The sequence below is a fragment of the Streptomyces sp. AV19 genome, assembly GCF_015999245.1.
Taxonomy (GTDB): domain Bacteria; phylum Actinomycetota; class Actinomycetes; order Streptomycetales; family Streptomycetaceae; genus Streptomyces.
On sequence record NZ_JAEAMR010000007.1, the window covers coordinates 968639 to 994003 of the forward strand.

General features: G+C 72.9%; 18 protein-coding genes, 1 tRNA gene and 1 pseudogene. 9 read left to right on the forward strand and 11 right to left on the reverse strand.

All coding sequences use genetic code 11. The features are described from left to right. Positions 1-112 precede the first annotated feature (112 nt). Complete coding sequence (locus I5Q34_RS14105) at positions 113-904, forward strand: response regulator transcription factor (protein WP_277965265.1); 792 nt, start codon at positions 113-115, stop codon at positions 902-904. On the opposite strand, the gene I5Q34_RS14110 is transcribed toward I5Q34_RS14105, so the two are convergent. After that, the gene (locus tag I5Q34_RS14110) at positions 863-1360 is read right to left on the reverse strand and encodes a MarR family winged helix-turn-helix transcriptional regulator (RefSeq protein ID WP_199892518.1); all 498 of its coding nucleotides are present in this window, start codon (positions 1358-1360) and stop codon (positions 863-865) included. The genes I5Q34_RS14105 and I5Q34_RS14110 overlap by 42 nt on opposite strands. A 116-nt stretch (positions 1361-1476) precedes the next feature. Between I5Q34_RS14110 and I5Q34_RS14115 the strand changes: the two genes are divergently transcribed. After that, positions 1477-2289 (forward strand): trans-aconitate 2-methyltransferase, encoded by an 813-nt coding sequence (locus I5Q34_RS14115; protein WP_199892519.1) that lies wholly within the window; start codon positions 1477-1479, stop codon positions 2287-2289. A 228-nt stretch (positions 2290-2517) separates the two neighbouring features. Here I5Q34_RS14115 and I5Q34_RS14120 read toward each other — a convergent pair whose 3' ends face one another. After that, complete coding sequence (locus tag I5Q34_RS14120) at positions 2518-3210, reverse strand: TetR/AcrR family transcriptional regulator (RefSeq protein WP_199892520.1); 693 nt, start codon at positions 3208-3210, stop codon at positions 2518-2520. Beyond that, positions 3207-4193, reverse strand: coding sequence for a fatty acid desaturase (locus I5Q34_RS14125; protein ID WP_199892521.1), 987 nt, complete (start codon positions 4191-4193; stop codon positions 3207-3209). Before I5Q34_RS14125 ends, I5Q34_RS14120 begins: the two co-directional genes overlap by 4 nt. A 197-nt stretch (positions 4194-4390) precedes the next feature. Here I5Q34_RS14125 and ppc point away from each other — a divergent pair, with 197 nt between their 5' ends. Beyond that, a complete protein-coding gene (gene ppc / locus I5Q34_RS14130; protein WP_199892522.1) occupies positions 4391-7132 on the forward strand; it encodes a phosphoenolpyruvate carboxylase in 2742 nt (913 codons plus the stop codon). Between the two features lie 270 nt (positions 7133-7402). Here ppc and pth read toward each other — a convergent pair whose 3' ends face one another. The 5 genes from pth to I5Q34_RS14155 form a co-directional block, all read right to left on the reverse strand. Next, a complete protein-coding gene (pth, locus tag I5Q34_RS14135) occupies positions 7403-8002 on the reverse strand; it encodes an aminoacyl-tRNA hydrolase (protein WP_199892523.1) in 600 nt (199 codons plus the stop codon). A gap of 79 nt (positions 8003-8081) precedes the next feature. Then, the gene (locus I5Q34_RS14140) at positions 8082-8657 is read right to left on the reverse strand and encodes a 50S ribosomal protein L25/general stress protein Ctc (RefSeq protein WP_199892955.1); all 576 of its coding nucleotides are present in this window, start codon (positions 8655-8657) and stop codon (positions 8082-8084) included. A 182-nt stretch (positions 8658-8839) separates the two neighbouring features. Further along, the gene (locus I5Q34_RS14145) at positions 8840-9817 is read right to left on the reverse strand and encodes a ribose-phosphate diphosphokinase (protein WP_199892524.1); all 978 of its coding nucleotides are present in this window, start codon (positions 9815-9817) and stop codon (positions 8840-8842) included. Between the two features lie 73 nt (positions 9818-9890). Beyond that, positions 9891-11348 carry a bifunctional UDP-N-acetylglucosamine diphosphorylase/glucosamine-1-phosphate N-acetyltransferase GlmU gene (gene glmU / locus I5Q34_RS14150; protein ID WP_199892525.1) on the reverse strand — a complete coding sequence of 486 codons (1458 nt, stop codon included), beginning with the start codon at positions 11346-11348 and terminating at the stop codon, positions 9891-9893. 113 nt (positions 11349-11461) lie between these two features. Then, positions 11462-11535 (reverse strand) — tRNA-Gln (locus I5Q34_RS14155). A 183-nt stretch (positions 11536-11718) separates the two neighbouring features. Between I5Q34_RS14155 and I5Q34_RS14160 the strand changes: the two genes are divergently transcribed. Further along, a complete protein-coding gene (locus I5Q34_RS14160; RefSeq protein ID WP_199892526.1) occupies positions 11719-13080 on the forward strand; it encodes a sensor histidine kinase in 1362 nt (453 codons plus the stop codon). Between the two features lie 30 nt (positions 13081-13110). On the opposite strand, the gene I5Q34_RS14165 is transcribed toward I5Q34_RS14160, so the two are convergent. Next, on the reverse strand, positions 13111-13632 hold the full coding sequence (locus I5Q34_RS14165) for an SUKH-3 domain-containing protein (RefSeq protein ID WP_199892527.1): 522 nt from the start codon (positions 13630-13632) through the stop codon (positions 13111-13113). Positions 13633-13637: 5 nt separating this feature from the next. After that, on the reverse strand, positions 13638-14183 hold the full coding sequence (locus I5Q34_RS14170) for a YwqJ-related putative deaminase (RefSeq protein ID WP_199892528.1): 546 nt from the start codon (positions 14181-14183) through the stop codon (positions 13638-13640). A gap of 400 nt (positions 14184-14583) precedes the next feature. Between I5Q34_RS14170 and I5Q34_RS14175 the strand changes: the two genes are divergently transcribed. The 3 genes from I5Q34_RS14175 to I5Q34_RS14185 all read left to right on the forward strand — a co-directional run bounded on the left by I5Q34_RS14175 (position 14584) and on the right by I5Q34_RS14185 (position 19243). Further along, positions 14584-15561, forward strand: a complete 978-nt coding sequence (locus I5Q34_RS14175) for an SMI1/KNR4 family protein (protein WP_199892529.1) — start codon at positions 14584-14586, stop codon at positions 15559-15561. Between the two features lie 5 nt (positions 15562-15566). After that, entirely contained in the window at positions 15567-18203 is a 2637-nt protein-coding gene (locus tag I5Q34_RS14180) for an SUKH-4 family immunity protein (protein ID WP_199892956.1), read from the forward strand. 137 nt (positions 18204-18340) lie between these two features. Next, entirely contained in the window at positions 18341-19243 is a 903-nt protein-coding gene (locus I5Q34_RS14185; RefSeq protein WP_199892530.1) for a cellulose-binding protein, read from the forward strand. Positions 19244-19302: 59 nt separating this feature from the next. Here I5Q34_RS14185 and I5Q34_RS14190 read toward each other — a convergent pair whose 3' ends face one another. After that, complete coding sequence (locus I5Q34_RS14190; RefSeq protein ID WP_199892531.1) at positions 19303-21117, reverse strand: lytic transglycosylase domain-containing protein; 1815 nt, start codon at positions 21115-21117, stop codon at positions 19303-19305. A gap of 482 nt (positions 21118-21599) precedes the next feature. On the opposite strand from I5Q34_RS14190, the pseudogene I5Q34_RS14195 reads away from it, so the two are divergent. Both I5Q34_RS14195 and I5Q34_RS14200 read left to right on the forward strand, forming a co-directional pair. Beyond that, positions 21600-22264 (forward strand): annotated as a pseudogene (locus I5Q34_RS14195) (ABC transporter ATP-binding protein). Then, entirely contained in the window at positions 22261-24825 is a 2565-nt protein-coding gene (locus tag I5Q34_RS14200; protein ID WP_199892532.1) for an ABC transporter permease, read from the forward strand. Before I5Q34_RS14195 ends, I5Q34_RS14200 begins: the two are co-directional and overlap by 4 nt. Positions 24826-25365 lie beyond the last annotated feature (540 nt).

The window sequence follows — 25365 nt, forward strand, 5'->3', positions numbered from 1 at the left end:
ACGCCCGGGGCGGGGTGGTTGTCGGAGCGCGGCGGCGGCCGTGCGCCGGGACGACGGCTCCGTACCGGGCGCCGTACCGGCACTGCGCGCCTCCCCGGATTTGGGGGTGGTTGTGGCACGTATTCGGGTACTGGTCGTCGACGACCACCGCATCTTCGCCGAGTCCCTCGCGGCCGCCCTCGCGGCGGAGCAGGATGTGGACGTCTCGGCGGCCGGCAGCGGGCCGGCCGCGCTGCGCGCGCTGGAGCGCGCGGCGCTGGAGGGGCGTCGGTTCGACGTCCTGCTCATCGACGCCGATCTGGGCGCGGTGGCCGTGGAGGCCACCCGGGTCCCCGAGCAGCGGCGGCCGCCCGGCCGCCCGGTCCAGGGGCCGGACGGCGGCGGCGCGGTGGACGGCATCTCGCTGGTGTCCGGGGTGCGCTCGGGCCACCCCGGGGTGCGGACGGTGGTCCTCGCCGAGCGCGACGACCCGCGGCGGGCGGCCGCCGCGCTGCAGGCCGGCGCCGGCGGCTGGGTCGCCAAGGACTGTTCGCTCTCGCGCCTGCTCGCGGTGATACGCGGTGTGCTGCGGGACGAGACGCACCTGCCGCCCGCACTGCTCACGGGCGTGCTGCGGGAGCTCACGGCCGCGCGCAAGCACCGCACGGAGAGCGAGCGGCTGGTGGAGTCGCTGACCCCGCGCGAGCGCGAGGTGCTCCGCTGCATGGTGGCCGGGCTGGGCCGCAAGGCCGTCGCGGAGCGGCTCTACCTCTCCCCGCACACGGTCCGCACCCACATGCAGAACGTGCTGGGCAAGCTCGGGGTGCACTCCACGCTCGCCGCGGTGGCGCTGGCCCGCCGCGCCGGGGTCGGCCCGGTGGACCTAGCCGGGGACGTTGTCGAACGGGGCGGTCAACTGGCGTAGCAGCCCGGCCAGTTCGTGGCGCTGGGCGGTGGAGAGCTCGGCGAGGATCGCGCGCTCCTGGGCGAGCAGCCCGGCGAGCGCCTCGTCCGCCCGGTCCTGCCCCTCCTCGGTGAGCCGCACCAGCACGCCGCGCCGGTCGTTGGGGTCGGGCTCGCGCAGGACGAGGCCCTTCTTGGCGAGCCGGTCGATCCGGTTGGTCATGGTGCCCGAGGTGACCAGGGTCTGGGTGAGCAGCTGCCCCGGGGAGAGCTGGTAGGGCGCGCCGGCCCGGCGCAGCGACGTCAGGACGTCGAACTCCCAGGGCTCCAACTGGTGCTCGGCGAAGGCCAGTCGACGGGCGCGGTCGAGGTGGCGGGCGAGCCGGCTGACCCGGCTGAGCACCTCCAGCGGCTCCACGTCGAGGTCAGGGCGCTCCCGGCGCCACGCTGCGACCAGCCGATCGACCTCGTCCTCCATGAGATCAGTGTAGTGGGTCTGTCGATATGAAGTCTCTTGACGTCAAGATAGTTCGGAGGGATGCTGTCGGAGGGATGCCGGCAGCACGCCCGCTCCACGGGAGGACCACGATCACCATGCCGCACACCCCCACCTGGGACCCCGCGCAGTATCTGCGCCACGCGGGCCACCGCACCCGTCCCTTCCTCGATCTGCTCGCCCGCGTCCCCGCTCTGCCGGCCACCGGTCCCGCCCGCATCGTGGACCTCGGCTGCGGCGCGGGCAACGTCACGGCCCTCCTCGCCGAGCGCTGGCCGGACGCGCTGATCACCGGGCTGGACAACTCGCCCGAGATGCTGCGCGACGCGCAGGCGCACGCGGGCCGCACCGGTGGTGGCGGCCGGATCTCCTTCGCCGGGGCGGACGCCGCCGACTGGGCCCCGATCGGGCCCCTCGACCTGATCGTCTCCAACGCCGCGCTCCAGTGGGTGCCCGGGCATGCCGACTCCTTCCCCGCCTGGACCTCGGCGCTCTCCCCGGGCGGCGTGTTCGCCTTCCAGGTCCCCGGCAACGCGGACGCCCCGTCCCACACCCTGCTGCACGAGCTGTGCGAATCCCTCCGCTGGCGGGACCGCCTCGACGGCGTCCTGCGCGGGCCGCACCGCGTGCTGGAGCCGGCGGAGTATCTGGAGCGCCTGGCGGCCCTGGGCCTGGCCGTCGACGCCTGGGAGACGACGTACTGCCACCTGCTGACCGGCGAGGACCCGGTCCTCGACTGGATGAAGGGCACGGGCCTGCGTCCCGTCCTGACGGCTCTGGCGGACGCCCCTGCGGACCGCGAGGAGTTCCTCGCCGCCTACGCGGCGCTGCTGCGCGCGGCGTACCCGCGGGGCGAGCACGGGACGGTCTTCCCGTTCCGCCGGATCTTCGTGGTGGCGCGGAAGGGGTGAAGCGCCGGACCGGCTGATTCAGCCCGTCCGGCGCTTGAGGACGAACGCGGCGCAGCCGCGTTGCGGGGCGCGGGGGGGGCGAAGCCCCCGCCCACCGCGCGGAGCGCGGTGCCGGGCCGAGGGGCGCAGCCCCGGAAGAAACGGTGAAAGGGCGGGGCGGGGAGTAAAACCGGGACGAAGCCCCGCCGGTCCCGCGCCCCGGCCGAGGCGGACGACGGGCCGGGCCCGTCAAGAACGCCGATGCCCGACCAGCCTCGGCCTCGGCTCCAGCCCGTCCAGCCCGTGCCACGCCAGGTTCACCAGATGCGCCGCCACCTCCGCCTTCTTCGGCCGGCGGACGTCCAGCCACCACTGCCCCGTCAGGGCCACCATCCCCACCAACGCCTGCGCGTACAGCGGCGCCAGCTTCGGATCGAAGCCCCGGGCCTTGAACTCCAGGCCCAGGATGTCCTCGACCTGCGTGGCGATGTCGCTGATCAGCGAGGCGAAGGTGCCCGTCGACTGCGCCACCGGCGAATCGCGGACCAGGATCCGGAAGCCGTCCGTGTAGGAGTCGATGTAGTCGAGGAGGGCGAACGCCGCCTGCTCCAGCAGCTCCCGCGGGTGGCCCGCGGTCAGCGCCCCCGTGACCATGTCCAGCAGCTGCCGCATCTCGCGGTCCACGACGACCGCGTAGAGCCCTTCTTTGCCCCCGAAGTGCTCGTAGACCACCGGCTTGGAGACCCCGGCCTTCGCCGCGATCTCCTCGACCGACGTGCCCTCGAAACCGCGCTCGGCGAAGAGCGTGCGACCGACGTCCAGCAGTTGCTCGCGGCGCTCCGCGCCGGTCATCCGCACCCGGCGGGTGCGTCTGGTCCCGGCCGGGGGGTTCTGGTCCTTCTTACCGGTGGTCTTGCTGTCGATCGCCACGCCGTCAATCATGCCGCGTGAGCGGCACCCTCCTTCTCCTTGCGCTTGGACGCGATGCGGTCCGCCTTGGGCCAGCGCACGTCGTACGCCCACCCGGCCTTCTCGAACCAGCGGATGATACGGGCGCTGGAGTCGATCTGCCCGCGCAGGACCCCGTGCCGGGCCGACGTCGGGTCGGCGTGGTGCAGGTTGTGCCAGGACTCGCCGCAGGACAGGATCGCCAGCCACCACACGTTCCCCGAGCGGTCGCGCGACTTGAAGGGCCGCTTGCCCACCGCGTGGCAGATCGAGTTGATGGACCACGTCACATGGTGCAGCAGCGCCACCCGGACCAGCGAACCCCAGAAGAAGGCCGTCACCGCCCCCTGCCACGACCAGGTCGCCAGACCGCCCACCAGCGGCGGGATCAGCAGCGACACCGTCGTCCACAGCACGAACTGGCGGGAGACCGCCCGGATCGCCGGATCCTTGATCAGGTCCGGGGCGTACTTGTGCTGCGGCGTCTGCTCCTCGTCGAACATCCAGCCGACGTGGGCCCACCACAGGCCCTTCATCAGCGCCGGGATCGTCTCACCGAAGCGCCACGGCGAATGCGGGTCGCCCTCGGCGTCCGAGAACTTGTGGTGCCTGCGGTGGTCCGCCACCCAGCGCACCACCGGCCCCTCGACCGCCAGCGACCCCATGACCGCCAGCGCGATGCGCAGCGGCCGCTTGGCCTTGAAGGAACCGTGTGTGAAATAGCGGTGGAAGCCGATCGTGATGCCGTGGCAGCCGATGAAGTACATCGCCGTCATCAGCCCCAGATCGAGCCAGCTCACCCCCCAGCCCCAGGCGAGCGGTACCGCGGCGACGAGCGCGACGAAGGGGACGGTGATGAAGAGCAGCAGGGTGATCTGTTCGATCGAGCGCTTGCTGTCACCACCGAGCGTGGCGGAAGGGAGCGCGGCCTGTTGGGCCTTCGGCACGTCTTCGAGCACGTCGGGACTTGCAGTCATGGGGGTTCCCTCGTGGGGGTCGGGGGGCTGGCTACGGTTCCGTAACCTACGGCAACGTAAGTATGGCAGGGCCCCGCGAGGGGGCAAGAGGGCTCTCGGCCACCGCGCGTCGGGCGGCGACCTATGCTTGGGGCGTCGGACAGCGCGGTCCGCCACCCCTCCAGACGTGCTCGGAAACACCGCAAGGAGCCGCACCTGTGAGCAGTGCCGACCACACCAGCCCCGAAGCACGGCGCAGCGCCGCCCTGCGTGCCGACATCCGCCGCCTCGGCGACCTCCTCGGCGAGACCCTGGTCCGTCAGGAGGGCGACGAGCTCCTCGCCCTCGTCGAGCAGGTCCGCGCTCTGACCCGCACCGACGGCGAGGCCGCCGCCCGGCTGCTCGGCACCACCGACCCGCAGACCGCCGCCAAGCTGGTGCGGGCCTTCTCCACCTACTTCCACCTGGCCAACGTCACCGAACAGGTGCACCGCGCGCGGGAGCTGGGCGCCAAGCGCGACGCCGAGGGCTCGATCCTGGCCCGCACCGCGGACAAGCTGAAGGACGCGGACCCCGAGCACCTGCGGCAGACCGTCGAGCACCTGGGCGTCCGGCCGGTTTTCACCGCCCACCCCACCGAGGCCGCCCGTCGCAGCGTCCTCAACAAGCTCCTGCGCATCGCCGACCTGCTGGACCGGCCGGCCGCCGGCGAGGGCGAGAAGCGCCGCCTCGACCTGCGCCTCGCCGAGAACATCGACCTGCTCTGGCAGACCGACGAGCTGCGCGTGGCCCGCCCGGAGCCCACCGACGAGGCGCGCAACGCCATCTACTACCTGGACGAGCTGCACACCGGCGCCGTCGGCGACGTCCTGGAGGACCTCGCGGCCGAGCTCGACCGGGTCGGCGCCCCGCTGCCCGTCACCACCCGCCCGCTGACCTTCGGCACCTGGATCGGCGGCGACCGCGACGGCAACCCCAACGTGACCCTCCAGGTCACCTGGGACGTCCTGATCCTCCAGCACGAGCACGGCATCACCGACGCCGTCGACCTGGTCGACGAACTGCGCGTCGCCCTCTCCAACTCCATCCGCAACAGCGGCGCCACCGAGGAGCTGCTCACCTCGCTCCAGCGCGACCTGGAGCTGCTCCCCGAGATCAGCCCGCGCTACAAGCGGCTCAACGCCGAGGAGCCCTACCGGCTCAAGGCCACCTGCATCCGCCAGAAGCTCCTCAACACCCGTGAGCGGCTGGCCCGCGACACCCCGCACCTGGAGGGCCGCGACTACCTCGGCACGGCCGACCTGCTCGCCGACCTCCAGCTGGTCCAGGACTCGCTGCGCGCCCACCGCGGCGGGCTCATCGCCGACGGCCGTGTGGAGCGCGCCCTGCGCACCCTCGCCGCGTTCGGCCTCCACCTGGCCACGATGGACGTCCGCGAGCACGCCGACGCCCACCACCACGCGCTCGGCCAGCTCTTCGACCGGCTCGGCGAGGAGTCCTGGCGGTACGCCGACATGCCGCGCGACTACCGCCGCAAGCTCCTCGCCAAGGAGCTGCGCTCACGCCGCCCGCTGGCGTCCAGCCCCGCGCCGCTGGACGCGGCCGGCGCCAAGACCCTCGGTGTCTTCCGTACCGTCCGCGAGGCGCTGGAGCGCTTCGGCCCCGAGGTGATCGAGTCCTACATCATCTCCATGTGCCAGGGTTCCGACGACGTCTTCGCCGCCGCCGTCCTCGCCCGCGAGGCCGGACTGCTCGACCTGCACGCCGGCTGGGCGAAGATCGGCATCGTCCCGCTGCTGGAGACCACCGACGAGCTCAAGGAGGCCGACCGGCTCCTCGACGAGATGCTCGCCGACCCCTCGTACCGGCGCCTGGTCGCCCTGCGCGGGGACGTCCAGGAGGTCATGCTCGGCTACTCCGACTCCTCCAAGTTCGGCGGCATCACCACCTCGCAGTGGGAGATCCACCGCGCCCAGCGGAGGCTGCGCGACGTCGCGCATCGCTACGGCGTGCGGCTGCGCCTCTTCCACGGCCGCGGGGGAACGGTCGGCCGGGGCGGCGGCCCCACCCACGACGCGATCCTCGCCCAGCCGTGGGGCACGCTCGACGGCGAGATCAAGGTGACCGAGCAGGGCGAGGTCATCTCCGACAAGTACCTCATCCCGGCGCTCGCCCGGGAGAACCTGGAGCTGACCGTGGCCGCCACGCTCCAGGCGTCCGCCCTGCACACCTCCCCGCGCCAGTCCGACGAGGCGCTCGCCCGCTGGGACGCGGCCATGGACACCGTCTCCGACGCCGCGCACGCCGCGTACCGGCGGCTGGTGGAGGACCCGGACCTGCCCGCGTACTTCTTCGCCTCCACACCCGTGGACCAGCTCGCCGAGCTGCACCTGGGCTCCCGGCCGTCGCGCCGCCCGGACTCGGGCGCGGGCCTCGACGGCCTGCGCGCCATCCCCTGGGTGTTCGGCTGGACCCAGTCGAGGCAGATCGTCCCCGGCTGGTACGGCGTCGGCTCGGGCCTCAAGGCGGCGCGCGAGGCCGGGCTCGACACGGTCCTGGACGAGATGCACGAGCACTGGCACTTCTTCCAGAACTTCCTCTCCAACGTGGAGATGACGCTCGCCAAGACGGATCTGCGCATCGCGCAGCACTACGTCGACACGCTCGTCCCCGACGAGCTCAAGCACGTCTTCGATGTGATCAAGACCGAGCACGAGCTGACCGTGCAGGAGGTGCTCCGCATCACGGGGGAGCGCGAACTCCTCGACGCGAGCCCCGTGTTGCGCCAGACCTTCCACATCCGGGACGCGTACCTCGACCCGATCTCGTACCTCCAGGTCACGCTGCTGCACCGGCAGCGCGAGACGGCGGCGCGGGGCGAGGCCCCGGATCCCCTGCTGGGGCGCGCGCTCCTGCTGACCGTGAACGGGGTGGCGGCGGGCCTGCGGAACACGGGCTGAGGCCGGGGCGGGAGGGGGATTTACCCCGGCCCCGCCCTTTCACCGTTTCTTCCGGGGGGACCCCGGACCCCATTCGCCCTTCGGGCGAAGTCCTCAAGCGCCGGACGGGCTGAAGTAGCCCGTCCGGCGCTTGAGGACAACCGCGCGGAGCGCGGTTTCGGGGGTCCAGGGGGCGAAGCCCCCGGTCAACGCGGCGAAGCCGCGTTGTGGGCCCGGGGCTTGCCCCGGAAGAAACGGTGAAAGGGCGGGACAGGGGCAACCCCCCACCCACTACGAGTTGTACGTCCCCTGCGCGCGTTCGAGCCCGTCCACGATCAACGACTCGACCGCGTCGGCCGCGCGATCCACTTCGTACGCGAGATCCTTGCGCTCCGCGGCGGAGAAGTCCTTCAGCACGAAGTCCGCGACCTGCATCCGCCCCGGCGGCCGGCCGATGCCGAAGCGGACGCGGCAGTAGTCCGGCCCGAGCGACTTCGTGATCGACTTCAGCCCGTTGTGGCCGTTGTCGCCGCCGCCCACCTTCAGCCGCAGCTGGCCGTAGTCGATGTCCAGCTCGTCGTGGACGGCCACGATCCGCCCCACCGGCACCTTGTAGAAGTCGCGCAGCGCCGTCGTCGGACCCCCGGACAGGTTCATGAACGACATCGGCTTGGCGATCACCACCCGGCGGCTCGACGGGCCGGGCGCGCCCAGCCGTCCCTCGACGACCTGCGCCCGCCCCGCCTTGTGCGCCTTGAACTTCGCCCCGATCCGCTCCGCGAGCAGATCGGCGACCATGAAGCCCACGTTGTGGCGGTTGCCCGCGTACTCGGGTCCGGGGTTGCCCAGGCCCACGATCAGCCAGGGGCTCGCACTCGTGTCGTCCGTCATCCGCATGTCTCCTTCATACGCCAACCGCCGCCCCGCTCCGGGTCGGGAGCGGGACGGCGGCCGGAGGAAAATACGAGGCTCAGGCCTCGGCACCCTCGGTGGCCTCGGCCGGAGCGGCCTGGCCGGCGACGACGTGCAGGACGACCGCGTCGGCGTCCACGGCCAGCTCGACACCGGCCGGCAGGACGACGTCCTTGGCGAGGACGGAGGCACCGGCCTCCAGGCCCGCGATGGAGACGGTGACGGCCTCGGGGATGTGGGTGGCCTCGGCCTGGACCGGCAGGGCGGTCAGGGTGTGCTCGAGCAGGTTGCCGCCGGCGGCCAGGTCGCCCTCGGTCTGGACCGGAACCTCGACGGTGACCTTCTCGCCACGCTTGACGACCAGCAGGTCGACGTGCTCCAGGAAGCCCTTCAGCGGGTCACGCTGGACCTGCTTGGGGATGACGAGCTCGTCGCGGCCCTCGATGTCCAGGGAGAGCAGGGCGTTCGGGGTCTTGAGCGCCATCATCAGGTCGTGGCCCGGCAGGGACACGTGGACCGGCTCGGAGCCGTGACCGTAGACGACGGCCGGAACCTGGTGGGCACGGCGGATGCGGCGGGCGGAGCCCTTGCCGAACTCGGTGCGGACGGCGGCGGCGAGCTTGATCTCGGCCATGGTGCACTCCTCGGAGGTCTTGTCAGTGGACAGGGTCACCCGGCCCACGAACGGCCTGCTACGAAGAGCGCGTCGATAACGGACCGCCGTGACGCGAAACGCGTACGGCCTCCCTCGCCGAGCAACTCGAGGAGTCTACCCGGCGGGGAGGCCGTACTCTAAATCGATCAGTCCGGGACCGGTTATGCCTGCTCGTCGAAGAGGCTGGTGACCGAACCGTCCTCGAACACCTCGCGCACCGCGCGGGCGATCGTCGGCGCGATCGACAGCACCGTGATCTTGTCGAGCTCCAGCTCGTTCGGCGTCGGCAGGGTGTTGGTGAAGACGAACTCGCTGACCTTGGAGTTCTTCAGCCGGTCCGCGGCCGGGCCGGAGAGCACACCGTGCGTGGCGGTGACGATGACGTCCGCGGCGCCGTGCGCGAACAGGGCGTCCGCGGCGGCGCAGATGGTGCCACCGGTGTCGATCATGTCGTCCACCAGTACGCAGACACGATCCTTCACGTCACCGACGACCTCGTGCACCGTGACCTGGTTGGCGACATCCTTGTCACGCCGCTTGTGCACGATCGCCAGCGGGGCGCCCAGCCGGTCGCACCAGCGGTCGGCGACGCGGACCCGGCCGGCGTCCGGGGAGACGACGGTGAGCTTGTCGCGGTCCACCTTGGCGCCCACGTAGTCCGCCAGGATCGGCAGCGCGAACAGGTGGTCCACCGGGCCGTCGAAGAAGCCCTGGATCTGGTCGGTGTGCAGGTCGACCGTGAGGATCCGGTCGGCGCCGGCGGTCTTGAACAGGTCGGCGATCAGACGGGCCGAGATGGGCTCGCGGCCGCGGTGCTTCTTGTCCTGCCGGGCGTAGCCGTAGAACGGCACGATCACGGTGATGCTCCGGGCCGAGGCCCGCTTCAGAGCATCGAGCATGATCAGCTGCTCCATGACCCACTTGTTGATGGGAGCCGTGTGGCTCTGCATCAGGAAGCAGTCGGCGCCGCGCGCGGACTCCTGGAAACGGACGTAGATCTCGCCGTTCGCGAAGTCGAACGCCTTGGTCGGGACGATGCCGACGCCCAGCTGGTGCGCGACCTCCTCGGCAAGCTCGGGGTGGGCGCGGCCGGAGAAGAGCATCAGCTTCTTCTCGCCGGTCGTCTTGATCCCGGTCACAGCACAGTCTCCTTGGATGTCGCTTTGTGTGCGCTTATCACGGTACGCCCCGATCGACGGGGCCGTTTCACGGTCACTGCTCCCCGTCATGCTCCTGGAGAGCGGAGGAAGCGGCCTGCGCGGCCGCGCTACCCGGGCGCTTCCGCGCCACCCAGCCCTCGATATTCCGCTGCTGGCCTCGTGCGACGGCCAGCGAACCCGGGGGCACATCCTTGGTGATGACCGAACCGGCGGCGGTGTAGGCGCCGTCCCCGATCGTGACCGGAGCCACAAACATGTTGTCCGATCCGGTGCGGCAGTGCGAGCCGATCGTGGTGTGGTGCTTGTTCACACCGTCGTAGTTCACGAAGACGCTCGCGGCGCCGATGTTGGTGTACTCGCCGATGGTGGCGTCGCCCACGTAGGAGAGGTGCGGCACCTTGGTGCCCTCGCCGACCTCGGCGTTCTTCATCTCGACGTAGGCGCCGGCCTTCGACTTCGCGCCGAGCTTCGTGCCCGGCCGCAGGTAGGCGAAGGGGCCGACGGCGGCCCGCTCGCCGATCAGCGCGGAGTCCGCCACGGTGTTGTCCACCCGGGCGCCCGCGCCCACGGTGGTGTCCGTCAGGCGGCAGTTCGGGCCGACCTCGGCACCGGTGGCCACGTGCGTGGCGCCCAGCAGCTGGGTGCCGGGGTGCACCAGCGCGTCCGGCTCGAAGGTCACCGTGACGTCCACCCAGGTCGTCGCCGGGTCCACCACGGTCACGCCGCTCATCATCGCCTCGACGAGCAGCCGCTCGTTGAGCAGCCGGCGGGCCTCGGCGAGCTGGACGCGGTTGTTGATGCCGAGGATCTCCCGGTGGTCGGGGGCGACCGCCGCGCCGACCCGGTGACCGGCCTCGCGCAGGATGCCGAGGACGTCCGTCAGGTACTCCTCGCCCTGGCTGTTGTCCGTGCGGACCTTGCCCAGCGCGTCCGCCAGCAGCTTGCCGTCGAAGGCGAACACCCCGGAGTTGATCTCCCGGATCGCCCGCTGCTCCTCGGTCGCGTCCTTGTGCTCGACGATCTCGGTCACCGCGCCGGTGGCGGGGTCGCGCACGATCCGCCCGTAGCCGGTGGAGTCGGGCACCTCGGCCGACAGCACGGTCACCGCGTTGCCGTCGGCGGCGTGGACGTCCGCGAGGCGGGCCAGCGTCGAGCCGGTGAGCAGCGGGGTGTCGCCGCAGACGACGATCACGGTGCCCTCGGGGCGGACGCCCTCGCGGGCCAGCTCCTCCAGGCCCATGCGCACGGCGTGGCCGGTGCCGTTCTGCTCGTACTGGACGGCCGTGCGGACGGCCGGGTCGGTCTCGGCGAGGTGCGCGGTGACCTGCTCGCGGGCGTGCCCGACGATCACGACGAGCTGCTCGGGCGCCAGCTCGCGGGCGGCGGCGACGACGTGCCCGACGAGGGACCGGCCGCAGATCGAGTGCAGGACCTTGGGGGTGGCCGACTTCATGCGGGTGCCCTCACCCGCTGCGAGAACGACGACGGCTGCCGGGCGGTTGGCGCTCACGGGTGGGCCCTTCGGCTTCGAGGGTTCGAGGGGGTGACACCCGCAGGATACCGGTGCGTACGGGGCCCGGAATGCCGAAGGGTCCTGACCTGCGCGGTCAGGACCCTGTGCCCTGGCTCCCGGGGAAGGAATCGAACCCTCATTCAATGAACCAAAATCATTTGTCCTGCCATTAGACGACCCGGGATGGTTCGCCCGTCGCGCCCGATTGCTTGATCGGCAGCGCGCGCAGACACCACTATGCCGTACGGCATGGGCCGGATGCGACGGTGTCGGCCAGGGCGTCGTGAACTTCGCTTCTGCGGCTGCCGATTGCGTGACACTGTCAGTTTTTCGAAAACCGTTGGCACCCACCCGTAGTCTGGTCGGTATGACCACAACGGGGGCAATCACGGCTGCGGGCGCTCGGGGAGCGCCCGCGGGGCCGTGGTGGTGGGCCAGGCGGCGGAGCCTGGTGCTGGACGTCGTGCTGGCCGTGGTGTCGGCGCTGGAATGCGTGCTGGAAGGGATCGCCTTCGCCCACAAGGTGGGGCTGCCGGGCGTCCTGGGGGGTCTGGTGGGGCTGCCGGTCGGCGGCCTGTTGCTGATGCGGCGGCGGTGGCCGGTCGCCGTCGTCCTGGTGTCGATCGCGGTGACCCCGGCGGAGATGGGGTTCCTGCTGGCGGTCGTCGGCCTCTACTCCCTGGCCGCCTCGGAGGTCCCGCGGCGGATCATCGTCGTGCTCTCGGCCGCTTCCCTGGCCGGGACGCTGATCGTCTCAGCGGCCCGGTTCCACCAGGACATGGCCCAGGCCGACTACCGGCCGGGCCTGGGGATGGTGGTGCTGTTCTCATCCGTGATGGGCCTCGGCCTGACCGCCCCGCCGCTGCTGCTGGGGCTGTACGTCGGGGCGCGGCGGCGGCTGGTCGAGAGCCTGCGGGAGCGGGCCGACGGGCTGGAGCGGGAGCTGTCGCTGCTGGCCGAGCGCGCCGAGGAGCGCGCCGAGTGGGCCCGCGGCGAGGAGCGCACCCGCATCGCGCGCGAGATGCACGACGTGGTGGCGCACCGGGTGTCGCTGATGGTGGTGCACGCCGCCGCGCTCCAGGCGGTGGCCCTCAAGGACCCGGAGAAGGCCTCGCGGAACGCGGCGCTCGTCGGCGACATGGGCCGGCAGGCGCTGACCGAGCTGCGGGAGATGCTCGGCGTCCTGCGCAAGACCCCGGACGGCGCCTCGGCGGCGACGCCGGCCGCGCGCGAGCCGGAGCGGCTGGCCGCGGTGGCCGCGGCCGCCTCGGAGCGGGTGCGCAGATCGGCCGGCGCGCGGGCGGCGGACGCGGCCGACGGGCCGTGCCTGGCGGAGCTGGCGGCCCTGGTGGGCCAGTCCCGGGAGGCCGGGATGGCGGTGGAGCTGCTGGTCGAGGGGGAGGGCCGGTCGTACGCGCCGCGGGTGGAGCGCACGGCGTACCGCGTGGTGCAGGAGGCGCTCACCAACGTCCACAAGCACGCCCCGGGCGCGGCCGCCCGGGTGCGGCTGGCGCACCGGGAGCGCGAGGTGGCGCTCCAGGTGGAGAACGGACCGTCCGGGGGCGGTACGGACGCGGGCCTGCCCAGCGGGGGCAACGGGCTGGTCGGGATGCGGGAGCGGGTGACCGCGCTCGGCGGCGTGTTCGTGTCCGGGCCGACGGACAAGGGCGGTTTCCGGGTGTCCGCGGTGATACCCGACGTGGCGCAGGGGCGCGCCGACGCGGCGTAGCCGGGCGTCCTCCCCGGCTGCCGGCCGGCGTCAGAGGCCGGTTCGCCGGCCCGCGCCGTCGGCCGTGAGCCGGGCCGGGCGGGCGCCGGTGACCAGGGTCCCTATGGCGTGGTCGATGTCGGAGCCGAGGTACCAGTCGCCGGTGTGGTCGAGGCTGTAGACCCGGCCGTGGGCGTCGATGGTCAGCAGTGCCTGGCCGTCCAGCTCCTGCCCCAGCGGGCAGACCTCGGTACCGAGGGCCCGGCCGAGGTCGGCGACGGTGCGGGCGAGGTGCAGCCCGTGCAGCGGGTCGATGTGGAACGGCGTGGTGGCGATGTGCTTGCCGGGCCCGGAGGCGGCGATGCGCAGGCCGCCGAACTCGGCCCAGGCCTCGACGGCGGCGGGGAAGACGGTGTGCCGGTGTCCGGCGGGCGACACATGGGCGCGCAGCGCGTCGGCCCACTTCTCGGCGGCCTTGATGTCCCACCGGCCCGGCTGCCAGCCGGCCTCGCGCAGGGCCGCGTCGACGGCGACGGGGAAGCGGGTGGCGGCGGTGCGGTCGAATGCGCGCATGGAGGTCAGGGCCTGCCTCGTTCCGTGGGAGTGGGGTCGACGGCGCGGACGCCGAAGTGGGTGAGGAGCGCGGTGCAGGAGCGGCAGGGGGCGGCGTAGGCGCCGTGGCGGGGGTCGCCGTCCTCGCGGATGTGCCGGGCGGTGATCTTCGACTGTTTGAGGGCGCGCCGGGCCTCGCCGTGGGTGAGCGGTTTGCGCGAGGCGCGTTTGCTGCGGCCCGCCTCGTGCTGGGTGAGGAAGCGGGTGAGGAGGACGGCCTCGGGGCAGCGCCCGGTGAACCGCTCGCGCTTGTCGCCGGTGAGGGTGTCCAGGAAGTCCTGGACCAGGGGGTGCAGGGCGGGCGGCTGTTCGGACTTGGCGGCGGTGCAGGTCAGCGTGGTGCCGCGGACGGAGAGCGCGGCGGCGACGGCGGGCAGGATGCCGTCGCGGCGGTGGAGCAGGGCAGGCGGACGCTCGGCGTCCTCGGTCGCGCTCCAGCTGAGCCGGGGGTCGCCGGGGGCCTCGCCGACGGCGCCCCCGGTCAGGGGTTGGTGGTCCTGCGTCGTGTGCATGGTGGTTCTTCTTCCCTCCCTGCAATCCCCCTGTTGCGGGGATCAGCCTGCCAAACGCGGTGGTGGGAGCGGAAGGCAGGGCGGTGTTGCGTGTGCATGGTGTGCCGGGATAGGTGAGAGGTGCCCCAGTGAAGGCACGGGGGTGATGCGATTGCTGTGCACGGGTTTGCCGGAAGGCGGGCGGTTTCGCCCGAACGGGCGGACGGGGATGCCTCCGGCGGGCGGGGAGTCCGTCTTGCGCCAGCGCATAGGCTGTCCGTCATGGCCGTTCCCGGCCGACGGGCCCGAGGGGGTCCGAGAGGGCCGAAGGGGTCCCATGGGGATTCCGCCCCGCCGGGGTCCGGGAACGCCGGGAACGCCGGGAACACCGCAGCAAGCCAGCCAGCAGGGGGCATCCGCCATGACCACAGGTCGGGCCGCGCAGCAGTCCGCGCCACCGAACGCGGCCTACGCCGGGCAGGTCGTGCACTTTCCGGACCCGGTGCGCCACGGCCGCCACCCCAAGGGCGTGCGGGTGGACGAGGACGGTTATCCGGACTTCTCGCCCTACGCCCGGGCGGCGGCCGAGGTCGCGGAGCCCCCGGAGGGCTTCGGGGTGGACGAGCTGCGGCTGACGGACTACGTCTCGGCCAACGCCGCGCTGCACGCGGAGGGCCACGAGCTGTGGGCGAGCCTGCCCCCGGTGGCCACCCCGCACGGCTGGACCTGGCACCACGTGCCGCACACCCGCCGGCTGGAGCTGATCCCCGTCGAGGTCAAGGCGCTGCTGCGGCACCACGGCGGGCTGGCGACGGCCGCCGTGGACCAGGACAAGCGCGGCACCCGGCCGCTCCAGGAGACCCGGCCGGTGCACTTCGCGCTGCCGCAGCGGGACCTGGCGGTGACGGAGGAGCAGGTGCGCGGCGTCGAGGAGGACCTCGGCTACCGGCTGCCCGGCGCCTACCGCGCGTTCCTCAAGGCGGCCGGCGGGTGCGCGCCGGCCGGGGCGGCGCTCGACGCCGAGCTGGGCCTGCTGCTGGACCAGCCGTTCTTCACGGTGCGCGAGGAACCGGCCGTCAACGACCTCGTGTACGTCAACAAGTGCCTGCGCGACCACTTCACCAAGGACTACCTGGGCGTGGCCTTCGTGCAGGGCGGCGTCCTCGCGGTCAAGGTGCGCGGCGAGGCGCTCGGTTCGGTGTGGTTCTGCCCCTACGACGACTTCCGGGACCGGGACGGCCGGACGGTGCAGGAGCGGGTGGAGCGGCTGATGCTGCCCTGCGGCGAGGACTTCGACGCGTTCCTGACCCGGCTGGCGGGCGGCCCGCCCGAGCTGGAGACGGTGGCGAACCTGATGGTCGACGGCGGATTCGCGTACGCCGTCCCGGTGGAGGGATGAGCGCGGTGGTGACCTTCGCGCAGGCCCAGGAGCGCGCGGAGCGCTGGGTCAACGGAGACGTGCCGGCGTATCTGCACCGCGAGGTGAAGGTGCGGGAGTTCGGCCTGGGCTTCGTGGCCTGGGCCGAGGACCGCGAGGGCGTGGCGGCGGCGGACGGCGCGCGCACCCGGCTGGTGATCGCCCGGGACAGCGGGGAGACCACGCTGTGGCCGGGACTGCCGGTGGGCGAGGTGATCCGGCGGTACGAGGAGGAGTACGGAGCGGTGGAAGAACCGGCACCGGCGGCGGACACCCCGCCGCGACGGCTGGACCTGGAGGCGACGTCCTTCCTGCTGAGCCCGCCGCAGTGGCTCCAGGACGCGGCGGACGCGATGGGGATACCGGACCGGAAGAAGGAGGAGGGCGCGTCGCCCGCCTCCGCGTCCGGTCCGGCGTCCCCGGAATCCCTTTCCGGCGGGGTCGGTGCCCCCGGCGGTTCCGGTGTCCCTGGCGGTCCCGGTGCTTCCGGTGGCCTCGGTGGTCCCGGTGCTTCCACCGTGTCGTCGGGCTTCGCGAGCTCGCCGGGTGCCCCAGGTGCGCCGGGTGCTGCGGACGTCCCGGCGGCCGGGGGGTCTCCGGCGGCGCCTTCGGGCGTCCCGGAGGCATCTGCGGCTTCTGTCGACTCTTCGGCTTCTGCGGGCAGTTCGGGCATGCCCGGTACACCGCCGGAGTCCGTCGGCTCCTTCGGTACGTCAGGCCGGTCGGTGCCCGCGCGGACGGACGCCTCCGCCTGGCCCGACGCGGACCCCGCGGACGCGGACGTGGACGGCGGCGGGGAAGCTTCCATCGGCCTGCCCGCGACCGTCCTCGCGCCCGCGCTGTCCGGCTCCGACGCCGACGACGTGCCCCCGCCCGGAGTGTCGGCGGAGGCCCGTACCGAGCTGATGCCCGGCGGCAGTTCGCTGCCGCGAACGGCGATCGCGCCGGCCGTCGAGGACCCGGAGCGCCCCGCGCCGCCGGCCGCCCCGGCGATGCCGCCCGTGCCCCCGGCCGGGCCGGGGACCTCCAACCCGCCTGTTCCCGGTGCGACTTCGAGCTCGCCGGGGCCCTCGCCCGTCTACGCCGCGACGGTCCTGGCGACGCCGGACACGCTGGACCGGCCGCCCGTCCCGGGTACTCCTGGTGCGCCCGGCACGCCCGCCGCCGGCGTTCCGGCCGCTCCCGCGGCCCCCGGCACCCCGCCAGCCGGGGTGCCCGCAGCCCCCGGGCAGCCCCCGGCCGCCCCTCCCGCGGCGCCGGGCACCCCCGGCGGCGGGGTCCACCACGCCGCGACCGTATTCGCGAACCCTGATACCCCCGGCGCACCCGCCGCTCCCGCGCCCCCCGGCGTCCCCGGCCGCCCCGGGGTGCAACCGCCCGCCGCCCCTGGCGCGCCGGGTGTTCCGGGCGCCGTCGGCGGTCCCGGTGCGTCCGCCCCGCAACCCGCGGGTGCTCCCGGTGCACCGAGCGCCCCGGGCGCCCAACCGTCCGCCGCTCCGGGCGCCTCCGCGGCGCCGGGCGCTCCGGGCGCCGGCGTGCACGGGGCGGCCACGGTGTTCGCGAGCCCCGGCACCCCGGGCACTCCCGGCGCACCGCAGGCGTCCGGCGCCTACGGTTACCCGCAGCCCCCGGCCGGCGTGCCGACCGTGGGCCCGGGCTACATGGCCGTCCTGCGCTACCGCGCGCAGGACGGGTCGGAGCAGCAGATCATCCGCCGCAGCGCGCTCGGCGCGCCGCACCCGGAGTGGCAGATCCTGCACGAGCTGCGGTCGCTCAACGTGCCGCCGCAGCAGGTGCTGGAGCTGCACACGGAGCTGGAGTCGTGCGACGTGCCGGGCGGTTACTGCGCCCGGATGGTCCGCGAGACCTGGCCGCAGGTGCGCGTCAGCCACACCGCCCCGTACGGCCGCGACCACGCCACCCGTCAGCAGGGCGTGCGGCACCTGGTGGAGCACCAGGGCGAACTGCACCAGGTGGCGGGCGGCCCGGCACGGCCGGCGCCGAACCGGGTGCCGCCGCCGCAGCCGCACCAGGTGAGCCCGGCCCCGCCCCTCGCCCCGGACGCCGTCGGCCGGGAACTCATGGACTCCTTCGGCCCGCAGGGCGTCTTCCGCTTCGACCAGCGCGCGGTCTCGCGCCAGGGCGTGCCGGACGTGGTCGCGCAGACCCTGGTGTGGGCGGGCCTGCCGGGCGACTTCGGCCCGTTCTTCTGGGCGCAGGCGCAGCCGGGCCGCCCGGTGCCGACGCTGGCGGAGCTGGCGCTGGAGCGCGGGGTCCAGCCGGCGCCGGACGCCGGTTCGTACCTGGTGATGGGCAGCGACTTCGGCCGTCAGCTGTGCGTGCAGTACGGCACGGCGCACATCGTGGCCGTGCCGCTGGAGGCGGCCCCGGACGGGCGGTCCGTGGCACCGCAGTTCGTCAACACGAGCCTTCCTCAGTTTGTACGCTCTTTGGCGTTGCTCGGCCGGATGTGGCGCTGGCGCTACGGTCTGACTCCGGAACAGGCCGGGCGCTGGACCGTGGACTTCCAGGACCAGCTCGCGGCGCTCGACCCGGCGGCCCTGGCCTCGCCCGAGAACTGGTGGGCGGTGCTGCTGGAGCAGATGTGGGACGGTCTCTTCTAGCGCCCCGCGCTGCCGGTTGGCGCATCCTTGACAGCAGAGACGGGCGGAGTGTCGCGTTTCGGGCACTTCTCCCGTACGGGAATGATGTGCGCCTGACCGCGTCGCATACCGGGTTTCCGGAATAAGGGGCTACAAGCATGAGTGCATCGGTGTCTCCTGACGGTTTCACTGTCGTACGAGGCCGCGGCTACCGGCCTGACCAGGTGGACCGGGCCCTCGCCGAGTTCGCGCGGCAGCGCGACTCGGCGTGGGAGCGTGCCGCGCGGCTGACGGTCCTCCAGCGCGAGATGGAGGACGAGGTCCAGCGCCTGGCGCAGGTGGTCACGCAGTTGCCCCCGCAGACGTACGAGACGCTGGGCGCGCGCGCCCAGGGGCTGGTGACGACGGCGGAGGCGGAGGCTCTGGGGCTGCGGGAGCGGGCCGAGGCCGAGGCCGCCGAGATGCACGACGCGGCGGGCGTCCACGGCCGCAAGGTGCGCGACGCGGCGCACGAGTACCAGGTGGAGGTCCGGGCCGAGGCCGAGGAGTGGGCCCGGCAGGCGCAGCTGGCGGCCCAGTCGGTGGCGGACGACCTGCGGGCGACGGCCCGCCAGGAGGCCAAGCAGCGGCGCGCGGACTCGGTGCGCATGCTCCAGGAGATGCGCGAGCGGACCGCCGCGATGCTCGCCGACCAGGAGAAGGACCAGGCCGAGCGCTGGGACGTGGCGGGCCGCGAGGCCGCCGAGCGCGAGGCCGCGCTGGACGCCCGGGTGGCGGCGATGGAGGAGTACGCCCGCTCCACGCTGAGCGAGGCCCAGCGCCGTTACGCGGACGCCGAGGAGGCGGCACGGCACGGCCAGGAGGACGCGGAGGCGCAGGCGGCCTCGCTGATCGCCCAGGCCCGGGTGCGCGAGGAGCGGATCGCCCGGGAGACCGAGCGGGTGCTCCGCGAACACGAGGAGCGGCGCGAGGAGTTGCGTTCGCACATGGCCCATGTCCGGCACAGCCTGGCCGCGTTGACGGGCAAGCCGGTGGCGGAGGACCCGGCGCTGGGCGACTGATCCGCCCGGCCGCACGCACCGTCCCGCCCGCCGGCGGGGCGGACGGGACGGGGCCGGGATCAGCGGCTGGACGTGGGAGTGGGCTTGCTCTTGGCCGTGGCCTGGCCCGTGGGCGTGGGCTTCGTGCCGGGACTGCCCGGGGTGGTGGGCTTGTCCTTGTCCTTGTCCACGGTCAGCTTCAGGGGGAGGACGGTGGGCTTGTCGCCGTCGGTGGACAGCATCAGGTTGAACGTGCCGTCCTGGTCGCCCGCGAACAGCTCCTTCAGCGTGACCAGACCGTCCGCGTCGGTCGTGACGGTCGTCGTACGGATTTGCTTGCCGTCCTTGACGCCGAAGTAGGGGCCGGTACCGGCCTGCTGGCCGTTCTTCAGCACCGTGACGGTGACCTTGACCCCGGCCACGGGCTTGCCGTCGGCGTCGTACGCCTTGGCCACGGTCTTTTCCTTGGCGGAGGTGCCCTTGGTGAGCTTCAGGTCACCGCCCACCGCCGCGAAGCGAGCGGCCCGCGGCGCCTCGACCGTCGCGTCGAAGTAGACGGGCTTGAGGTCGAGTCCTTCGACGGCGGCACGGATGGTGAAGTCGCCCGGCTTGTCACCCGCGCTGATCTTCTTCGCCGTGGCGAGGCCGCCCTGGCCGGTGACGACGGAGGCTGTCCGAGTGCCGTCCGGGAAGCGGGCCTCGGTCTTACCGATGATCTCGAAGCGGATGCGGGTGCCCCGGGGGGCAGCCTTGCCGTCGGCGGTGAAGGCCCGCACGCTCGGGCTCTGCTTGAACGTCCCGCCGACCGTCGCGGTCAGCTCCTCGTCATCGACCCGGTCGAGCCGGGCGGCCCGGGCCGGCGGAGTGGGCGTGGGCTTGCCCTTGTCCCCCGGCTTGTCCTTGTCCCCGGGCTTCTGCCGGTCCGGGGACTTGCCCGGGGCCGGGGACTTGTCCCGGTCGCCGCCCGGCTTCTGCGCGTCGCCCGGCCGCTCCGGCCGAGTCGAGGGCGGCGTCTTGGCGGGCGGCGTCGTCCCCGGCGTCCCCGGCGCCGTCGGCACCGGCCGCGTCGGCCGGGGCGTACTCCCCGGGTACGGCGTCGAGCCGCTCGGCTCGGGGATCGCGCCCCCCTCCCCGTTGCGGTACGCGTTCATCCACGCGACCACGCTGTTGAGGTACTCGCGCGAGGCGTTGTAGCGCAGGACGGCCTTCTCCAGGTCGGCCTGCTTGCTCAGGTCCAGGCCGCCCGCGCACAGATAGCGCGCCGTGCCGGCCGCCGCGTCGAAGATGTTGTTGGGGTCCTTCTGCCCGGTGCCCCGGCCGTCCGCGCTGTAGGAGGCCCAGGTGGACGGGATGAACTGCATGGGCCCGATGGCGTGGTCGTACTGGGTGTCGCCGTCCCAGCGCCCCCCGTCCGTGTCGCGGACGAGCGCGAACTTCTCGCCCGTCAGCCGGGGCCCGATGATGGCCTTCTCGGTGGATCCGTCGGGGCGCAGGCCGCCGCCCATGGCACCGTGCTCGGACTCCACCTTGCCGATGGCGGCGATGAGTTCCCAGGACACGTTGCAGTCCGGCCACTGCTCCTTCGCGTATCTCTCCGCGTTCTTGTAGGCGGCCAGGGCCGTTGCGGGGATGCCCTTGACCTCCTCCTTGCTCCCCGGGCCGCCGGGGCCGGGCTTGCCGGAGCCCGGCGGCGGGACGAGGTCGGGCAGGGCCAGGTTCGGTGAGCCGTGCGGCAGGCTCTGCGGATTGCCGGGCCCGGGTGCGGGATCCTCGGCGTTGGCCTTGGGGTGCGGGGGGCTGGCGCCGGCGACCGCGGCCGTCAGGCTGGCGACGAGCAGAGCAGTGCACAGTCCCTGTCGGGAGACGCTGGCAGCGCGCGTACGAAGTATCTTCACTGGGGCTGCTTCCTCGGGAGACCTGCGGCCGTCCGCAGGGAGGTCGTCGGACGCCCCCCTCGGCCATAACCCCGAACACTAATTCCCTCAAGCCCCAATTGTCTTGCCCCGGGACGTGCTTCACGGTTTCTTCGCCGTGCGTTCCCCCGGAGGGGAACGCGGTTCGGCCATTTCCCTCCTTTCCCACTGTTTTCGGGCGCATCAAAGACCCCATGGGTGACGGCTGATGACCCTGGGACATAACGGACATGGGATGCCGTGCCCCTTAGGGGTCGGCCCGTACGTCCCCGGTGCCGCGGTTCGTCCCGCAGCAGGAGGGGGCGGCGGTCCGCCGCTCCTAGGCTCGTTGAAGGCAGCCGGAGGACATGGGTGGGGCTGGCCCCACCCCGAAGACACCACCGGGCCCCATCGCGCCGGCCCTGCGCGACAAGCAGGCTGGAAGGCGCAGTTCAGCGCATCAGGACACCAACGGGAGAGCTCACGTGACGACGGCCGTATCGATACCCAGGACCGGGGGCAGCGGGGGACAGGTCGCCGTCGCGGCGAGGGCCCGGCAGGTGGTCAAGGCGTACGGCTCGGGCGAGACCCGCGTCACCGCCCTGGACCACGTGGATGTGGACATCGCCCGCGGCCGCTTCACGGCGATCATGGGCCCCTCGGGCTCCGGCAAGTCGACCCTCATGCACTGCCTGGCCGGACTCGACACCGTGACCTCGGGTCAGATCTGGATCGACGAGACCGAGATCTCCGGTCTCAAGGACAAGAAGCTCACCCAGCTCCGCCGCGACCGGATCGGCTTTATCTTCCAGGCGTTCAACCTGCTGCCGACGCTCAACGCCCTGGAGCCCGGCCCGAGATCATCTTCGGCGACGAGCCGACCGGCAACCTCGACTCCCGCTCCGGCGCCGAGGTCCTCGGCTTCCTGCGCCGCTCGGTGGACGAGCTCGGCCAGACCATTGTGATGGTCACCCACGACGCGGTCGCCGCCTCGTACGCCGACCGCGTCCTCTACCTCGCCGACGGCCGGATCGTGGACGAGATGCACCAGCCCACGGCCGACATGGTCCTGGAGCGCATGCTGCGCTTCATTCCGGGGAGCGGCCCCCGGACCCCCGCCGACTTCGACGCCCGCGGACGGGTGTCGTGACCGTCCTCAAGACCTCCCTGCGCAACGTCCTCGCGCACAAGGGCCGCATGGCGCTGTCCGCCGTCGCGGTCCTGCTCTCGGTGGCGTTCGTCTGCGGGACCCTGGTGTTCACCGACACCATGAGCGCCACCTTCGACAAGCTCTTCGGCGCCACCGCCTCCGACGTCGGCGTCGGCCCGAAGAAGAACGACCGCGCCCAGGAGACCGGCACGCCGCAGACGCTCCCCGCGTCGCTGGCCGGCCGGCTGGCGAAGGTGCCGGGCGCGGCCAAGGTCGAGCCGCTGGTCTCCAGCCAGCAGCTCGCCGTCTCCAGCGCCAAGGAGAACGAGAGCCTGAGCCCCTCCTCCGGTGCTCCCACGGTGGGCGTCAACTGGCACGAGGGCCAGAAGAAGTCCGTCGAGATCACCAGCGGCCACGAGCCGCACGGCGCCGGCGAGGTCGTCCTCGACAAGGACACCGCCGACAAGCATCACGTGAAGATGGGCGACACGCTCCGGGTGACGACCGCGCCCGGTGACTTCTCCGTACGGGTCGTCGGCATCGTCACCTACCGGACCACCAACCCCGGTGCGGCCGTCCTCTACTTCGACACCCCGACCGCGCAGGCCAAGCTGCTCGGCACCTCCGGCGCCTATACGGGCTTCGGGCTGACCGCCGCGTCCGGCGTCACGCACGACCGGCTCAAGAAGGACGTCACCGCGGCCATCGGCACCGACTACACCGTCCGCACCGCCGCCGAGACCAAGGAGGAGAACGAGAAGGACTTCGGCTCCGTCCTCGACGTGCTGAAGTACGCGCTGCTCGGCTTCGCCGGCATCGCCGTCCTGGTCGGCGTCTTCCTGATCGTCAACACCTTCTCCATGCTGGTCGCCCAGCGCACCCGGGAGATCGGGCTGATGCGGGCCATCGGTTCGAGCCGCCGTCAGGTCAACCGGTCCGTGCTGACCGAGGCCCTGCTGCTCGGCGTCGTCGGCTCGGTCCTGGGCATCGGCGGCGGCATCGCGCTGGCCGTGGGACTCATGGAGCTCATGGGATCCCTGGGGGTGAAGCTCGACCTCGGCGAACTGACCGTCAAGCCCACCACCCCGCTCGTCGGCCTCGCGGTCGGCGTGGTCGTCACCGTCCTCGCCGCGTACCTGCCCGCCCGCCGGGCCGGGAAGATCTCCCCGATGGCGGCCCTGCGCGACGCGGGCAACCCCGCCGACGCCAAGGCCGGCAAGGTACGGACCGCCATCGGCCTGGTGCTCACCGGCGCCGGCGCGGCCGCCCTGGTGGCGGCGGGCGGAGCGGACGACGCGTCCGGCGGCTCCGGCCTGCTCGCGCCGGGCGTCCTGCTCACCCTGGTCGGCTTCGTCGTCGTCGGCCCGCTGCTCGCCGGTTTCGTCGTGCGCGTCCTCGGCGCGGTCGTCCTGCGGGTCTTCGGACCGGTCGGCCGCCTCGCCGAGCGCAACGCGCTGCGCAACCCGCGGCGTACGGGCGCCACGGCCTCGGCCCTGATGATCGGCCTCGCGCTGGTCGCCGCCCTGTCGGTGGTCGGCTCCTCGATGGTCGCCTCGGCCACCGAACAGCTCGACAGGTCCGTCGGCGCGGACTTCATCATCGACGGCAACAACGGGCCGCTCACCCCGGCCATGGTCAGGGCCGTGAAGTCCGCGGACCACGTCGAGCACGTCACCGAGTACGCCGTCGTCCGGGCCCGGATCACCACCCCCGACGGCAAGGCGGGCGACCAGCGGATCTCCGCCGCGAGCCCGAGCTACGCCGAGGACGTGCGCGCCGGGACGGTGGCGGGCAAGCTCTCCGCCGCCTACGGCAAGGACGCCATGTCCGTCCCCGAGGGCTACGCCGAGGAGCACGGCATCAAGGTCGGCGACCGGCTGACCGTCGCCATGACGGACGGACGCACGGCACGGCTGAAGGTCGGCGCGATCACCTCGGACGACACCAGCATCGACAAGGGCGCGATGTACACGGGCATCGCCACGGCCCGGCAGTACCTGCCAGCCGACAAGATGCCGCCGCCGCTGATGATGCTGGCCAAGGCCCAGGACGGGCAGGCCGACGAGGCCGCCGCCGCGCTGAAGGCGGCGCTGAAGGACTACCCGCAGCTCAAGGTCCGCGACCAGGCCGACTACAAGGAGCTGATCAAGGACCAGGTCGGCCAGCTGCTCAACATGATCTACGGCCTGCTGGCCCTGGCGATCGTCGTGGCGGTCCTGGGCGTCGTGAACACCCTCGCCCTCTCGGTCGTCGAGCGCACCCGGGAGATCGGCCTGATGCGCGCCATCGGCCTCTCCCGCCGCCAGCTGCGCCGCATGATCCGCCTGGAGTCGGTGGTGATCGCGCTCTTCGGCGCCCTGCTGGGCCTGGGCCTGGGTCTGGCCTGGGGAGCGACGGCCCAGAAACTGCTGGCGCTGGAGGGACTCGGGGTGCTGGACATCCCCTGGCCCACGATCGTCACCGTCTTCCTCGGCTCCGCCCTGGTCGGCCTCCTGGCCGCCCTGGTCCCGGCCTTCCGGGCGGGCCGGATGAACGTCCTGAACGCGATCGCGACGGACTGATTCCGCGCGACGGACTGATTCCGGAGGAGGAGAGGAACGGGGGGAGGGAAACGAGGGCCCGGACGCGCCACGGGGGTGCGCGTCCGGGCCCTTGGGCTGTGCGCCCGGCTTTTCGGGGGCTCGGCCTGTTTGGGGCTTGGCCCGGGCCGAACTTCGGCGGGGGCGGAATTCGGCCCGCCTGGGGGTCGCCCCCTCCGGGGAGTTCGAGGACGAGCGGCGGAGCCGCGATTCCAGCCCGTCCGGCGCTTGAGGGCAACCGCGCGGAGCGCGGTTGCGGGGGCAGGGGCGCAGCCCCGAAAAGGGGGTCCAGGGGCGGAGCCCCGGTGGGGGTGCAGGGGGCGGAGCCCCCGCCACCGCCCGGAGGGCGGTTCGGGCCGAGGGGCGGAGCCCCGGGAGAAACGGTGAAAGGGAGGGCCGGGGGGCAAACCTCCCCACCCCCCAACGCCCCCGCACCGCCCCCCCGACCGTCGTACGCTGGTGGGACACCCGACCCGTACACCCCACGCGTCGGGCCGTTCGCGTTGTCCACTTGCGCCCAAC